The sequence below is a fragment of the Rossellomorea sp. H136 genome (assembly GCF_056838065.1).
This window is the reverse complement of sequence record NZ_CM166371.1, coordinates 1,634,533-1,649,612: the sequence shown is the minus strand read 5'-3', so window position 1 is coordinate 1,649,612 and position 15,080 is coordinate 1,634,533. Positions and strand designations below refer to the sequence as shown.

Annotated in this window: 14 protein-coding genes; all 14 read right to left on the bottom strand. The window is 42.6% G+C overall.

Features of this window, described 5'->3' with window-relative positions:
• Window positions 1-32: 32 nt before the first annotated feature.
• The 14 genes from ACYH0O_RS08320 to ACYH0O_RS08255 all read right to left on the bottom strand — a co-directional run bounded on the left by ACYH0O_RS08320 (window position 33) and on the right by ACYH0O_RS08255 (window position 15,076).
• Window positions 33-1,283, bottom strand: coding sequence for a YeeE/YedE family protein (locus ACYH0O_RS08320; RefSeq protein ID WP_482631923.1), 1,251 nt, complete (start codon window positions 1,281-1,283; stop codon window positions 33-35).
• 425 nt (window positions 1,284-1,708) lie between these two features.
• Window positions 1,709-2,614, bottom strand: a complete 906-nt coding sequence (locus tag ACYH0O_RS08315) for an AEC family transporter (protein WP_482631922.1) — start codon at window positions 2,612-2,614, stop codon at window positions 1,709-1,711.
• A gap of 70 nt (window positions 2,615-2,684) precedes the next feature.
• Window positions 2,685-4,007, bottom strand: coding sequence for a 2-hydroxycarboxylate transporter family protein (locus tag ACYH0O_RS08310; protein WP_482631921.1), 1,323 nt, complete (start codon window positions 4,005-4,007; stop codon window positions 2,685-2,687).
• A gap of 29 nt (window positions 4,008-4,036) precedes the next feature.
• Entirely contained in the window at window positions 4,037-5,227 is a 1,191-nt protein-coding gene (locus tag ACYH0O_RS08305; RefSeq protein WP_482631920.1) for an NAD(P)-dependent malic enzyme, read from the bottom strand.
• Between the two features lie 123 nt (window positions 5,228-5,350).
• Window positions 5,351-6,061 (bottom strand): response regulator, encoded by a 711-nt coding sequence (locus ACYH0O_RS08300; RefSeq protein ID WP_482631919.1) that lies wholly within the window; start codon window positions 6,059-6,061, stop codon window positions 5,351-5,353.
• A complete protein-coding gene (dcuS, locus tag ACYH0O_RS08295) occupies window positions 6,054-7,652 on the bottom strand; it encodes a DcuS/MalK family sensor histidine kinase (RefSeq protein WP_482631918.1) in 1,599 nt (532 codons plus the stop codon). Before dcuS ends, ACYH0O_RS08300 begins: the two co-directional genes overlap by 8 nt.
• 188 nt (window positions 7,653-7,840) lie before the next feature.
• Complete coding sequence (locus ACYH0O_RS08290; RefSeq protein WP_482631917.1) at window positions 7,841-8,617, bottom strand: enoyl-CoA hydratase-related protein; 777 nt, start codon at window positions 8,615-8,617, stop codon at window positions 7,841-7,843.
• A 214-nt stretch (window positions 8,618-8,831) separates the two neighbouring features.
• Complete coding sequence (locus ACYH0O_RS08285; RefSeq protein ID WP_482631916.1) at window positions 8,832-10,388, bottom strand: fatty acid--CoA ligase family protein; 1,557 nt, start codon at window positions 10,386-10,388, stop codon at window positions 8,832-8,834.
• Between the two features lie 258 nt (window positions 10,389-10,646).
• Window positions 10,647-11,927, bottom strand: a complete 1,281-nt coding sequence (locus ACYH0O_RS08280; protein ID WP_428973599.1) for a TRAP transporter large permease — start codon at window positions 11,925-11,927, stop codon at window positions 10,647-10,649.
• Complete coding sequence (locus ACYH0O_RS08275) at window positions 11,928-12,401, bottom strand: TRAP transporter small permease (RefSeq protein WP_482631915.1); 474 nt, start codon at window positions 12,399-12,401, stop codon at window positions 11,928-11,930.
• 26 nt (window positions 12,402-12,427) lie between these two features.
• On the bottom strand, window positions 12,428-13,453 hold the full coding sequence (locus tag ACYH0O_RS08270; RefSeq protein ID WP_482631914.1) for a TRAP transporter substrate-binding protein: 1,026 nt from the start codon (window positions 13,451-13,453) through the stop codon (window positions 12,428-12,430).
• Between the two features lie 65 nt (window positions 13,454-13,518).
• Window positions 13,519-14,058 (bottom strand): FAD synthetase, encoded by a 540-nt coding sequence (locus tag ACYH0O_RS08265; RefSeq protein ID WP_482631913.1) that lies wholly within the window; start codon window positions 14,056-14,058, stop codon window positions 13,519-13,521.
• 35 nt (window positions 14,059-14,093) lie between these two features.
• Window positions 14,094-14,273, bottom strand: coding sequence for a tautomerase family protein (locus tag ACYH0O_RS08260; RefSeq protein WP_149155124.1), 180 nt, complete (start codon window positions 14,271-14,273; stop codon window positions 14,094-14,096).
• A gap of 2 nt (window positions 14,274-14,275) precedes the next feature.
• On the bottom strand, window positions 14,276-15,076 hold the full coding sequence (locus ACYH0O_RS08255; protein WP_482631912.1) for a 2-keto-4-pentenoate hydratase: 801 nt from the start codon (window positions 15,074-15,076) through the stop codon (window positions 14,276-14,278).
• Window positions 15,077-15,080: the final 4 nt, after the last annotated feature.

Here is a 15,080-nt window from a genome sequence, read left to right as displayed (position 1 = left end):
ACACGACATGCAGGATTTTTCAAACTATCCAGCTAGCAAAATGTATCCTTCGGTTTCGGCACTGACAATCCGAACATCGGACGAAGATAAAGTGCCAGGAACGTACCCCCAAGGGCAAGGATCCCCCAAATATAACCGTGAAGACTGAAGGACGCAATCCCTCCGAAGTAAGCCCCTATGTTACATCCGAATGCTAAACGGGCACCATATCCCATCAGCAGCCCACCAACGACGGACGCCATGGCATTTTTCCCAGTGATTTTATTAAAACGGAACAGGCCTCCTGCAGCAGATGCAAGAAATGCTCCAAGGATGACACCGAAGTTTAAGACCGTTGTGGAATCAGCAAAGATCGATGCTTGAAGAACTTCAGCATTGGCTCCTGTCCAGTAGCCCCAGCTTGCGACGTCGACCCCGAACATTCCGGCAATCTTTGATCCCCATAGAGCAAAGGCAGAAGTGATTCCCCAAGGATTCCCTCGTGTCATGAGAGTAAGAGCATTTAACACAGCCAATACAATCGCTGCTGCCATAAGGGGCCAAGATCCACGTAAAATCCGTTTCCATCCTTTTCCCGTTGGAAGTGTCGCCATGCGGGGAGGGTTTTTCTTCTTCTCCACCCGCAGTGTAATCCACGCAATGAAGCCAAAGAATAAAATCGAAACGACCCATGCCCCAAAATAACCTAATCCGGTAGAGGTCGCTAATGAAATAGGTTTAAAGGACGGCAATTCCTCTGTCCAAAATGGAAGATGATAGGCTCCGACTGTGGCACCGACAATAAAGAATAGTAATGTGATAAACATAACAGAGCGACCGCCGCCGATTGCGTAAAGGGTACCTGAAGCACAGCCTCCTCCAAGCTGCATGCCAATTCCGAACAGGAAAGCACCAACGAGTAGGCTGAAACCTACGGGTGATACATAACCTGCCGCTTCACCCCCAAAGAATGTGTACCCTGTCGCAAGGATCGGAGCAAACAGCGTTACGGCAACGGCAAGCATCACCATATGTGCCCGCAGTGCCTGCCCGTTCCCTACAGACATCACTCTGCGAAAAGCAGAAGTGAATCCGAATCGTGCATGAAATAATGTATATCCTAATAGCAGCCCTAGCACAAGTAACACGGTTTGGGCAACGTCTTGTGTAAAGAGTAAATAAAGCCCAAGAATCACTGTAACGATTAAACCGCCAGCCACTAAAGATGTCTGTGGTGGGTTCAATTCGATACTCGCTTTCTCTGGGCCCTTTTGTTCATTAATCGGTTGAACATAGCCAGCCATAAATAATCCTCCTTAATCTTATTGAATTGGTTGGAATTTATTTTACAATAGTAATAGATTCGAAGGCAGTTGTCAAAAAGATAGACTTCCACTTACTTTCTTCTATTTAAAAAGAGGGACAAAAGTGTTTTAGTCTAAATAAAACCCGAACAAGTCTGCTTCCTAGAAGGCAGAATTGTTCGGGTTTATTATTTATTTCGGTACATTTGATTTTAGCTGTTTCCAGCGGTTGATTGGAGTGCAAGGAGAAGACTCCTGCGGGAAAAGTAGCTTATGTGAGATCCCGCAGGCTTGCCGAGGAGGCTCGCGGGCTACCCGCGGAAAGCGTAGTCTTGCACGGAAATCATTAGCGGCATTAAGAACCTACACTTTCTATTGTTCGTCTTTAAATCGAGGCATTTTAGTTTTGTCCCAGCCTTACGCTTCTATAAGGATACAAGAGCCAACATAATCGGGATCGTCACAATGCTCATAAGTGTAGTGACAAGTGTACTTGTCGACACTAAATCAGGTTCTGTATTGAACTGCAATGAAAACATAGTAGTATTAGCAGCAGTCGGCATGCTTGCCAAAATAATGAGAATCGATCCCAACATGGTAGAAATAGGCAGGAAAGACACGACGACCATAGCTATGATGGGTGAAGCTACCATTCTCGTGATCACAATAAAGGAAAGGGCACCTCTTTCCACCTTCTTCCCTCCCAATGTCGCTAATTGCATCCCTAACACCACCATAATCGTAGGAATCGTTGCCTGGGAAATCAGATCAATGGTCTGACTCATAAACACCGGCACATCAAGATGAAACAATTGAAAGCCCAATCCAAGAAAAGCACCATGCAGAATGGGCATCTTGACGATCTTCATCCAGATTTCGCTCGTTTCCCTCTTTTTATCACTGCCACTGACAGCATAATAGAGACCGATTGTATTCATAAGAAATGACTGTATAACCATCATAATGACCGCATAGCGAAAACCGAGCTCACCGAAAGCGAATAGGATGATCGGTACTCCATAGTTGCCGCTGTTCATGAATACCCCGGATAGAATCATGGCCGACACTTTCGGTTTTGAATAGTTTCTAAACTTAGCCACTATTTTAATAGAAACAATCAAAATCGCACAAAGCGCGATACAAAAGAGAAAAATATAAAGATAATCCAAATTCAGTTCATTCTCGTGAAAGGTCTTGAATGCAAGAAACGGATACATTAAGTAAATAGCCATCTTCGAAATCGAATTGATCTCGAAACCAAGTTTCTTTTGGCCGATATATCCAACAGCAAAGACCAGTAATGCAGGCAGTACAATCAATATTACGTCCATTTACGTCACCACAATCTATTAAAATGAAAGATAGGCTTGACTGGTAGAGTCAAGCCTAAGTGTACCATATTTACAACAGAGGGATAATTAATCCGGCTAACAGCAGGATCAATGCGCCGCCTAATCGGGAAGAGATTTGAGCGAAAGGCATAAGCTCCATTCGTTTCGATGCTGACAACACGGCAACATCCCCTGTTCCTCCCATATTCGCCATGCATAGTCCTGCGGTGATCGCTGCTTCAATCGGGTAAAATCCAACCACTTTCCCAAGGATCGCCGCTCCGATGATCGCACCTAAAACGACTCCGAATACGGTCAAGATATATTGAAGTGTCAACGCTGCAAGAACAGTATCTAAGTCGGTGTACGCGACACCGATCCCAAATAATAAAGCGAACGTCCAGTTGCTTGCAACAAATTGATACCACTGACTGGCTCCCTCTACGACGTTTTGAGGAATCATGTTTGAAATCTTCGCTGCAGCCACAAGAATGATCATGATGGCGTATGGATGAAGGGGAAGAACGGATCCCAGTAATGTTCCAACAGTGAAGAATGTCAGGGCAGCGAGTAAGCCTACCCCCATCTTTTCAATATTATACTTCTGCTTTGTTTTTTCGTAGGTAAAACCTTTCATAAGCTGACCGTTTCCACTTAGGGACGGTACTTTTTTTCCAATAATATCAAGAACCGATGCTAAAATGATGGCAAATACATTCCCTAATGCCAGTGCCGGCACGAGCATTGAAATATAATAGCTCGGATCATTCCCCATCATCTCTGAATAGATTTGGCTCATGGGAACGGCTCCCGCTCCCATTCCACCACCCATGATCGGCATCGTAATAACAAGCACAGCCTCTTGCAGCGTAAAGCCAACAAGAGATCCAAAAATCCCGGCAACAATCACGGCTCCCGCTACCGCTCCGAAAATCGGAAGGAAATAGCGAAGTCCCACTTTAACCAATACCTTTGAATTCATTCCTAAGATACTTCCCGTAATTAATGCAGCAATATAGAAATTCAAAAATCCGCCTGATTTCATGAAGTCGGTCATGGACGTGACGGTGGCTTCCGGAAGTAAACCTGAGTAAACCATAAAAGCAGATCCAAAGATTGCAATGATGGCACCCCCGCCAAGGAATGTTTTCACGATCGGCGTACGGTCTCCTATCCATCCAAATAATTCACCGAGGACCATCATGACGAGAAGGCTTCCGATCATGCCCCCTGGAAGGTTCCCTGTATACAAGCTAGCTAACGTGATTCCCGTAAAGACCAGGAACCAAAGGATCGGCATATTAAAGATCTGAAGCGATCGATTTTCCGTAAGAGTCACATTTTCTTTTGTCTTCTCATTTTCATATGAGAGTGTTGTTGCTGCTTGTCCCATCTTGTTCATCCCCTTTGTCGTTTTAATAATTACGAAACTGAACTGTTTGCCTTGCTTTTCTTACATGCAATCTTTCGCACGGATTCCCCTACTTTTTCTGCCACACGGGAATCAAGCGCCTTCGGAATAATATATTGAGGGTTCAATTCAGAAGAGCTGATCACATCGGCTATGGCATAGGAAGCAGCCAGTTTCATTTCCATTGTAATGTCCTTTGCTTTCGCATCCAGGGCACCCCTGAATATACCAGGGAAAGCGAGAAGATTATTGACCTGGTTCGGATAATCCGATCTCCCCGTCCCCACTACTGCTGCGCCAGCTTCCAATGCTTCCTCCGGATAAATTTCAGGTATCGGATTGGCCATGGCAAACACAATCGGCTGCTCATTCATCATTTTAATATACTCTTTCTTGAGGGCTCCAGGTCCCGATACACCGATAAATACATCTGCCCCTTTTATCGCATCCGATAATTCACCGCGTACCCCTAACAGGTTCGTGCGTGAAGAAATATCCTCTTGGGTAGTATTCATCCATTTCTCCCCTTTGCACAGGACACCTTCTAAACTTACGAGAGTAATATCTTCATAACCTGCAAATAAAAGGAGTTCCGCAATCGCGATTCCGGCTGCCCCCGCCCCATTGATGACAATTTTCACTTTCTTATATGATTTGTTTACGACCTTCAGCGCATTTACTAATGCGCCTAGGACGACAATGGCTGTACCATGCTGGTCATCATGGAATACCGGAATATCCAACTCTTTCTTTAACCGTTTTTCAATTTCAAAGCAGCGCGGCGCTGAAATGTCCTCCAGATTTATCCCTCCAAAAGAAGGGGACAAGGCTTTAATGATCGTGACGATTTCATCTACATCCTTCGTATCCAGACTAAGAGGGAAGGCATCTATACCGGCGAACTTCTTAAACAACATGCTTTTTCCTTCCATGACCGGGATCGCGGCTTCCGGACCGATATCACCAAGACCCAATACAGCTGTACCGTCTGTGATGATGGCCACCATGTTTCCTTTCGATGTCAGCGTATTGGCCTGTCGGGGATCCTCGGCTATCGTCTTACATACATCGGCGACACCAGGTGTATAGACAAGACTGAGATCTTCTTCAGATGAAATATCAATCTTACTGACCACTTCAATTTTCCCTGCATGGGATTCATGTATGGATAAAGCTTCTTCCTTTAAATTCTTTCGAGTCATCCAATCGCTCCTAACGTAATCGCTTACAATGTATACCCATCATATGAAAACGCTTTATCCTTTCATAGATTATGAAACTATTGTTTGACTTTTGAAATTAAAAAAAGCAGCCGGATGGGCTGCTTACAAATAGCTTTGAATTCGTGAGCTATTCAGTTTGTTCCATCTATATTGATAGACAGGCCTTCCGATACCGTAGATCAGGGTTTCATCCACCACGCCGATATCTTTCAGAAACCTGAGGTACTTTCTGATCGACACCCGTGAAATGGACGTCACGTCTGCGATATCATCTGTTGAAAACGATTGTCCTTCTAAACTCACAATCTTGTCGTAAATAGATGATAATGTACTGCTCGTCAATCCTTTCGGTAGAGGTACCTTATCCCCGGCTTCTTGAACATCCCTAAGTAAAAGTAAATCCAATTCGCTCTGATCGATGGTAGATTGCTTTTGAAGCATTCGATTACTCTCCCGGTAAGACGTCAATGCTTTTTTAAACCGTTCAAATTCAAAAGGCTTGATCAAATAGTCCACTACCCCCATACGAAGGGCGCTCTGAATATTATCGACTTCTGATGCCGCTGTTATAAGTATGACATCTGTTTCCCGCTGTTCCTTCCGTATTTGCTCTAATAAATCCATCCCCGTGTGTTTCCCAGGCATATAAACATCCAGTAAAATCAGGTCAATCTTATACTCATTTACTTTCACCATGGCATCTTCAATTGAATTCGAAATCCCGATTAAATGAAACCCTTTGATTTCTTCCAGATACCTTTGATTAAACCTGGCCACCATCGGATCATCTTCCACGATCAATACATTAATCACTCTTCTTACCCTCCTTATATGAAGCTTGAACAATCATCGTCGATCCCGAGCCCACCTTTGATTCAAGGTGCAGGGTTCCATTCAGTTTACGGAGACTATCTTTCACTAAGAAGAGACCGTATCCTCTTCCTTCTCCTTTAGAAGAGTATCCTTTGGTAAAGATATTCTCTAACATTTCATCCGCCATTCCTTCTCCTGTATCCGTCACGACCATTTCAAATTGCTCGTCCTCATAGAATAGCTCCATCAGCACTTCCTTTTCATCACTATTTGTCGTTGCTTCAACACTATTATCCAATAGGTTTCCGATCACGGTAATCAGTTCATGTGTAACAGTAGGATCTTTGGGTTCCGGGATAAAGTCGTGACATTCAATGGTCAATGCAACGTTCTTTTCCCTCGCATAGCTCAGTTTCCCCATGATAAAACCAGCCAAAGCAGGATCCTTCACTTTCGACGTCACCGTGCTCACTTCATCAACCCTTAAGGAAACAAGCTCTTTCACGTAGCGATTTAAATGATTATAATCCTTCATCTTCACCAATCCCAGAATCACATGCATCTTATTCATAAATTCATGCGACTGGGCACGGAGCGCTTCCGCATACGATTTTACACCCGTTAACTGCTCAGCTAATTGATTCACTTCCGTTTTATCACGGAAGGTAGAGATTGCTCCGACTACTTCATCATTGACGATTAACGGAACACGGTTTACCAGGATCGATACCCCATTGATCGTTTGCTCCTCATCAAGCTCAGGTTTTCCCGTTGCGATGACTCTTTCCAACCTGGTGTGTGGCATGTATTCTTTGATGGGCATTCCAATCGGATTCGAGCTTAGTCCCGCTTTATTAAATATTTTGAGAGCAGATTTATTCACTAATGAGATGGACGTATCTTTATTGACAGCCACTACCCCCTCATGTACCGACTGGAGCATCGTATTTCGCTCTTCCAATATTTTCGCAATTGTAATCGGCTCCAATCCAAATAAAATTTTCTTTATGTATCTGGCTATAATAATCGCCCCAATGATTCCAACAATAATCCCGATCATGGATCCCACTAAAATATTCCGGTGACTCATGCTCAATGCTTCCTCCACGCTACCCAGGGAAATCCCTACTGCGACAGCCCCTATCTGTTTATTTTCATCGTTAAAGACAGGAGAAAATGCCCTGACGGATTTGCCCAAAGTCCCCTCTGAAATAGACAATGTTTCCTTCCCCAGGAGCACATCTTTCTCATCCCCGCCGACAAAATGTTTGCCGATACGGTCGGGATCAGGGTGAGATTGACGTATCCCTTCCATATCCATGACCACTACAAACAGAACCTCTGCGGATTTCTGGATATCTTGGGTGTATTCCTGAATTCGATCTGCACTTTCCCCTTCTAAACCGCTCTTCACAATCGTGGAATGCGCGACCGTCCGGGAAACGATTTTCGCCTTTTCTTCAATATTAGACTCAATGTTGTCATTAATCGTCCTTGAAATAAGCAAGTCGGTAATCAAAAGTGATACCAGGACAACGATACACACGAAGAGAATGATGATGGTACTTAGTTTAAGTTGTTTCTTCTTCACAGGAGTCACTCCAGTGTTTTTTTAGTATGATTCTTTATTTTACATGATTTTCGGTGTTTAAAAAGGGGCATATAAAAAAGAGGCTCCGAGTCGGATCCTCCTGTTAGAAATGAACTTAGGTCAATGATTCATATGCCTGTCCAAACAAAAAGAACCCCTAAAGAAGAGTTCTTTTCATCCAACCTATATCACTTCCCCTTAAACTCCGGCTTTCGCTTTTGACTAAACGCCAACAATGCTTCCACACGATCTTCAGTAGGAATTGTAATCTCATATGCTTTTCTCTCAATCTGTAATCCGGTCTGCAGGTCTACATTCATACCATTCTTCACGGCAAACTTAGCTTGCTGCAGGGCAATCGGGCCATTAGCCAGCATAGGTTCCACGAATGATTGGACTTCACCCAAGAAATTCTCTTTTTCTACTACTCTTGTAACCAGTCCGATGTCAAACGCTTCTGCTGAAGTTAATCGCTTAGCCGTCAGAATAAGCTCCAGTGCTTTGGATTCCCCTACTAATCGTGGAAGGCGCTGGGTTCCTCCTGCTCCCGGGATGATGGCCAGGCTCGTTTCGGTCAGTCCCATTGTGGTTCCTGCTACAGCGATTCTGAAGTCGCATGCCAGTGCCAGCTCCATTCCTCCGCCGAATGCGTAGCCGTTCATGGCGGCGATGGTTGGTTGTGGGAGGGTGGCGACGGATTGGAAGACTTCGCCGATTTTGTAGACGTTGCGGATGACTTGTTGTTCGGTCAGGGTTTTGCGTTCTTTGAGATCAGCTCCAACCGAAAAGGCTTTTTCTCCGCTTCCTGTGAAGATAACGACTCTGACGTCCGGGTTGATGCGGAGTGCTTCGACTACCTGCTGAAGTTCGTTCAATGTATCGTAATTAAAGGCGTTCATTGCCTCCGGTCGGTTGATGCTGACGGTGGCGACGTTGCCTTTTTGTTGTAATAAGATCGATTCCATATTTGTTCCCCCTTTTTTTAAGTGTTTCCTTCTTATATATGATTCGACACAAACCGAGAAAACCCTTTCATTTTTTAATTGTGCCAAACACCTCTCTGGTAGGTGCATAAACGAAATGTCACCGCTACCCATAATGGAGATGTGTTTGTTGGATGGTAAAAAGCTGAATTGAACGCAAAAAGATGCTCAGTGATCCACTGAACATCTTCTTTTTTTATGATTGAAGGACTTGTTCCTTCAGCGCCCTTCTTAAAATCTTTCCTGTTGTATTCTTCGGCAGCTCATCAATGAACTCAATCGATGCTGGCATCTTGTACTTGGCAAGATGCTCTTTACAATACTCCAGTACGTCCTGGTCCGTTAAGGATGAATCACTTTTCACAATATAGCTGGTGACGGCTTCACCCAGTTCCGGATGAGGGACACCGATGACCGCTGCTTCCACAATTCCAGGATGGTTGTATAGCACTTCTTCAACCTCGCGTGGGTAGACATTGTACCCCCCGACGATGATCAGTTCTTTCTTACGGTCCACAATATAGAAGTAGCCTTCTTCATCCATCCGGGCAAGGTCACCTGTGTATAACCAGCCGTCTCGGATCGTTGCCGCCGTTTCTTCTTCCATTTTGTAATAGCCCTTCATGACATTCGGGCCTTTGACAATCAGTTCGCCAACTTGTCCGACTGGTACTTCTTCACCCAGTTCATCGACAACTTTATTCTCCAGGTTCATAATCGAAGTTCCGATGGAGCCTGGTTTTCTCGGTCGATCCAGCGGATTGAAACATGTCACAGGTGATGCTTCGGATAGGCCATAACCTTCAGAAACCATGACGTTGAATTTCTTTTCAAAGTTTTTCAAGAGGGCCACCGGAAGGGAAGCGCCACCTGAAATACAGAGACGGAGAGATGATAAGTCTTCTGGATTTCCTTCGGGATACTGGAACAGGAAGTTGTACATAGTTGGTACGCCAGCAAATACGGTTGGCTGATAGGCCTTCGACAGTTCAAAAATGGCTTTTGGACTGAAGCGCGGAACGATTAAAAGGGTCGCCCCTGTCATCAATGGAGCATTCAATACCACTGTCAAACAGAATACGTGGAACATTGGCAGAGCTGTTACGACGCGATCATCTTCATTCATTCGTAAATAGCCGCCAACATCGGTTGCATTGGAATAAATATTTTTGTGCGTCAGCATGGCGCCTTTCGGTTTCCCCGTCGTTCCGGAGGTGTAAAGGATGATGGCTACCTCATTTTCATCCACTTCCTCCCCCTTAAACGCAGGATCCCCTTTTCCGAGAACACCTGTAAACGATTTCATTTTAGGATATGCAAGCGAGATTTTCTCTAAATCGATATCCTCCGCTCGTTCATCCCCTGATTCACAAATGATGAAATGCTCCACATCAGATAAAAGATGCTGCATCTTTTCGATTAATGGTACAAGCAAATCCAGTGTGACGATTGCTTTCACGTCACCATTTTTCAGAATGTAGCCAATTTCATCCGGTGTGTAGATCGGATTGATCGGTATCACCTTTAACCCCATTCGTAATGCCCCATATAATCCAATGACGAAATGTGGTGAATTCCCTAATACAAGCGCGATGTGATCCCCTTTTTTCAGACCCAATTGCTCTAAGCCGCTTGCAAATGTCGATACAGCTGCATTTAATTCCCCGTATGTACTGGAGGTATTTAAGAAATGATAAGCTGTTTTATCTGCTTTCTCTTGAGCGATTTGGTCTAACCGTGTTGCGATATTCAATTGTATCCCTCCCCTTTTCAGATAAACTGAATGAATGGTCATTCATCAAACTATTAAAAGTATTCAAAATATATTCTATATAAAGAATAGTATTAATACAAGTATCTTGTAGAAAAAAAGCCGCCCAATTTGGACGGCTCTTCCATTTTCTTATTGTGCAAAAATCGCATTGGAAACGTGTCTGAACAGATAATCTGTATGATCACGGAAAGTTGGCTCGAGTCACACGAGTAAACAGATCTCATAACATTTTGTAACCTATAGTCCAAGCTTATTCGGTATCCACATCACTGCCCCTTCCCAATAGGTAATGATAAATAAGATGAATATCCCCATCATGAGAAATGGCATGGTTGCCTTTACCAGTCTTTCAAATTTAACATCTGCTATCGAGGAAACAATGAATAGACCTGTCCCTACAGGAGGTGTGAGAAGACCTATGGTGAGATTAATACAAATGATGACTCCAAAATGAATCGGATCGATTTCAAATGCCGTGATCAGAGGCATAAAAACAGGTACTAATATGATTAACGCTGCTATCCCATCCAGTACAGCACCCAGTAATAGCAGTAGTATATTCACCAATAACAGGAAAACAAATGGGTTATCTGATAAGGATGTCATTTGAGTTACGATCGCTTGTGGGATTTGTTCAAATGCAATCATCCAGCCAAAGATATTGGCCATTGCAATTAAAAAAGTAACCGTTGCTGTTGCCGTCACTGTATTCACTAAAATACCAGGGATTTTTCTCCACTTTAATTCCCTATAGAAAAGCATTCCTACAATAAAGGCTACCAGCGAGGCGATGGCAGCAGATTCCGTAGCTGTAAATGCTCCACTTAATATTCCAAATATAATAATGAATGGAACAAGTAATGCCGGGAGAACACTTAATGAACTCGTCATAATTTCTTTCGCAGAGGCTCTGGTCGACTTCTTAAAATTATATTTATATCCAAGGAAGGCGATTAAGCTGATAAAACCTATTCCATACATGATACCCGGAATGATTCCGGCCATGAACAAACCGCCAATGGAAGTACCAGATAGAGTTCCATAGATGATAAAGATCATGCTGGGCGGAATGATTGGAGCTACTATGGAAGAGGCTAATGTTAATGCTGACGAAAACTCTCTGTCGTAACCTTCTTTTTCCATTTCGGGAACCATTACTTTACTCATCATGGCAGCCTGAGCATTAGCTGATCCCAGTATGGAAGCTAAAAACATGTTAGCAATAATCGTGACATACGCGAGTCCGCCTCTAACATGACCGATTAAGACTCTTGCAAACTTTACTAACCTTGTAGTAATACCACCACCATTCATTAACTCTCCAGCCAGCATAAATAAAGGAATGGCCAGCAAACCAAAATTATCCAAACCTGAGTATAGTCTCATGGGAGTAGAGGACAGAAGTGTTACGTTTCCTACTACTAGAAAATAGAGTACGGTTGTGATTCCCAGCACAAGGGAGATAGGTACAGACATAAAGAGGAGTATAAAGAAACAAAAGACCACTAATATTGTCAATTATTTCCCCTCCTTTACCAAATCAAAGAGGTTAGATAATACATGGATACCGGCAAATGAAAGACCCAATGGTACTGCTGAATAGGGAATCCACATTGGTATTAACATGGCTGTGGATTTTTGATAAGCAACACTAGGTGATAAAATCCAACTAATGCTGTAATAGATTAAGAGAACGAGAAAAACGAGCATAATCATATGCCCTAAAATAAGAATGATCCTTTTAACTTTTGAAGAGACATATTCTAATAAGATTGTGACGGAGGCTTGGGACTTATACTTCAGCCCCAAGCTCCCCCCTATAAAACTAATCCAAATCAGCAGAAAAATAGACACTTCTCCTGCCCATGATAATGGGGAATTAAGGATATAACGAAAACCGACTGCTAACGTTACGATAACGGCCATCGAAAACATCAGGATCATTGACAGTATCTTTTCTATAGTAGAAATGCCGTTACTTATCGTTTTCATGATTTTGACCCCCTATTGCTAATCTATTATTTACGGAAGGTATCAATAAACTCTTGAATAAGTGGATCTGTCGGACCATATTTCTCATCAAACTGCTTCATCTGTTCTTTAAAAACTTCAGAATCAAGTTCGTAGATTTTCATACCTTCATCTTTTAGGGTTTGTTTGAATTCTTCTTCTTGTCCAGCTCTTGTAGTTGCTGCGAAATCTGCGGCTGCCGCCATGGATTCACGGACAATTTGTTGGTCTTCTTCAGACAGTCCTTCGAATGTTCCTTTATTCATCATGGCCACTGCAGGCCAAACCATGTGATTAGTCACCGCTCCATATTTAACTACCTCATGATATTTATTGGTGATGGCTGCATCCAAGTCCATGTCCATTCCATCAATTACACCTGTTTGAACGGCAGAATATACTTCCGGTAATGGGAGCCCCTCAGTAGAAGCACCGGAGAATTGATAGAAATCCTGCATTGGTGGACTAGGTGTAACACGCAGTTTTAACCCCTCCATATCTGATGGGTTCTTCACTTCTTTATCTTTAAACAACATCACTCGTTGGCCGGCGAATAAATAGTCCAGGCCAACTAGACCTTGCTTATCTATCGTATTGAGAATATTCTTTGCTATCCCTGAATCTCTTGCTTCATTCGCCGCATTTAAATCTTCAAAGGCATAAGGAGTAAACCACGCAGCAAATGAAGGTTCCCTTGAGCTCATATATGCAGCTGTTATTAAACCAAAATCAACTGAGCCAGCAGCGATTTGCTCTACCATATCTGCTTCCGTTCCTAACTGACTTGATGGATAAATTTCCACTTTCATACGACCTTCTGATCTCTTTTCCAGCTCTTCTTTAAATTTTTCTGCCCCTTTATGCCACATATGACTCGGTGGTGTAATATGAGCTAATTTAAAGCTATACGTTTTTCCCTTATTATCATCAGTTCCACTGCTTTTTTCTGAATCTCCAGAACCGCAAGCACCCAATACACCTAATACAAGAAGAAGACTCAACAAGTTTAATCCCCATTTTTTCTTACTTTTCACTTTTATTTCCCCCTCATTCATTATTAAAGCGTTTTCAATTATTGAAAATCCAATGAATGCATTCTCTAAAGTTGCAGATGTAACCCTAACAGATTACTAGCTTCGAAATGTTCACCTTGCTCGATAAGCTTTCTGATTCTAGTTGAGGAAATTATTGATCCTTGCTCGCAACAAACAGGATTCATTGTGCTTACATTAAAAGATTTCCTGAGCGTTTCCACATTGCCTTTTCTACCATTACCAAATCTAAAATCGTTCCCAACAAATATTTCTTCCGGGTGGAAACTCATTAGAATGTTTATAAATTGGGAAGATGATTGTTTTAGGTACTCTTTATTGAAACTGGCTATAACGGCATAATCAACACCCAGAGACTCTATACGTTCCAACTTCTCATCCAAGGTGGTAAGCATTTTAGCACCTTGGAAATAAGCGCGAGGTGGTGGATCAAAAGTATATACTACACTTGGAATACTTCTTTTTTTGCTTTCATGTACGACATGAGTAATCACAGATTGATGTCCTTTGTGTACACCGTCAAAGGCCCCAATTGTTATGATCGACTGAGGCAATGTTAATGACTGACCATGAAGTGTTTGCACCATTAGCACCTCCAATAAATAATAACCTTAAATACTTACTATTCTTTCAACGTTCCACCAACTGCCCAATTCCCCTTTGGAACTTCATTTATTAAAATTCTTACTTGTTCCGGGTTTGTTTTTAAACATTCACAAATAGACTGAGTCAGAGATTTTACAAGCTCTTCTTTTACTTCGGGACTCCTGCCTTCGAGAATATGAAGATAAGCAATCGGCACCCTTATTCATCCTTCCCTTTACACACATTAAAACCAATGAATCCAAGGGGACCAAAATCAACCTTCAAAGAGTCACCATCATAGATATTGATCGCTTCAGTTATTCCTCCCGTTAAAATAACCATCCCTGCTTCAATGCCCAGACCATCTCGATCCAACATTTTGGCTAATTCAATAATGGATTTGACCGGGTGCCCTAAAACAGCAGACCCTTGACCAGATTGAACTTCTTCTCCATTTCTAAACATGGAAACTTCCAGATTTTCAAGTGAATGGTTCAAAGGGGAATATGCTTGATCACTCAGTATAAAACGAGAAGAAGAAGCATTATCTGCCACTACATCCACTAATGTAAAAGAGAAATTTTTATATCGGCTATCAATAACTTCCACTGAAGGCATGATAAATTCTGTAGCACTCCAAACATCCCGAGGTGTCAGGTTGCTTCCCTTTAAAGCTTTCTTCATTACAAATGCAATTTCCGGTTCAACTCTGGGATGGATCAAGCCTTGAAGAGAGAGAGAGTCTTGATTGAGCTCCATTGATCGAGTTAGTCTCCCATAAATTGGTTCATTCACACCAACCGATTGTTGTTTAGCAACACTCGTTAAACCCATTTTCCACCCAATTTTATGATCTCCCCTTTGAAGGGCACATTGTTCCCATAATTTCTGAATTTCATAGGATTCCTCAACCGTTAAGTTGGGATAAGCCAGTGTAATCTTATCCATCTCAATTCCTTTTACCTGATGAAAATCTATGTTTTCCGCTAATTTTTTTAAGTTTTGTGTTTTAGTTTCCATTTTT

Bases quoted from the DNA above. Each gene is read 5' to 3' on its own strand.
- ACYH0O_RS08320 (WP_482631923.1), bottom strand. From the start codon at position 1,283: ATGGCTGGCTATGTTCAACCGATTAATGAACAAAAGGGCCCAGAGAAA.
- ACYH0O_RS08315 (WP_482631922.1), bottom strand. From the start codon at position 2,614: ATGGACGTAATATTGATTGTACTGCCTGCATTACTGGTCTTTGCTGTT.
- ACYH0O_RS08310 (WP_482631921.1), bottom strand. From the start codon at position 4,007: ATGGGACAAGCAGCAACAACACTCTCATATGAAAATGAGAAGACAAAA.
- ACYH0O_RS08305 (WP_482631920.1), bottom strand. From the start codon at position 5,227: ATGACTCGAAAGAATTTAAAGGAAGAAGCTTTATCCATACATGAATCC.
- ACYH0O_RS08290 (WP_482631917.1), bottom strand. From the start codon at position 8,617: ATGGAATCGATCTTATTACAACAAAAAGGCAACGTCGCCACCGTCAGC.
- ACYH0O_RS08275 (WP_482631915.1), bottom strand. From the start codon at position 12,401: ATGAAAACGATAAGTAACGGCATTTCTACTATAGAAAAGATACTGTCA.
- ACYH0O_RS08265 (WP_482631913.1), bottom strand. From the start codon at position 14,058: ATGGTGCAAACACTTCATGGTCAGTCATTAACATTGCCTCAGTCGATC.
- ACYH0O_RS08255 (WP_482631912.1), bottom strand. From the start codon at position 15,076: ATGGAAACTAAAACACAAAACTTAAAAAAATTAGCGGAAAACATAGAT.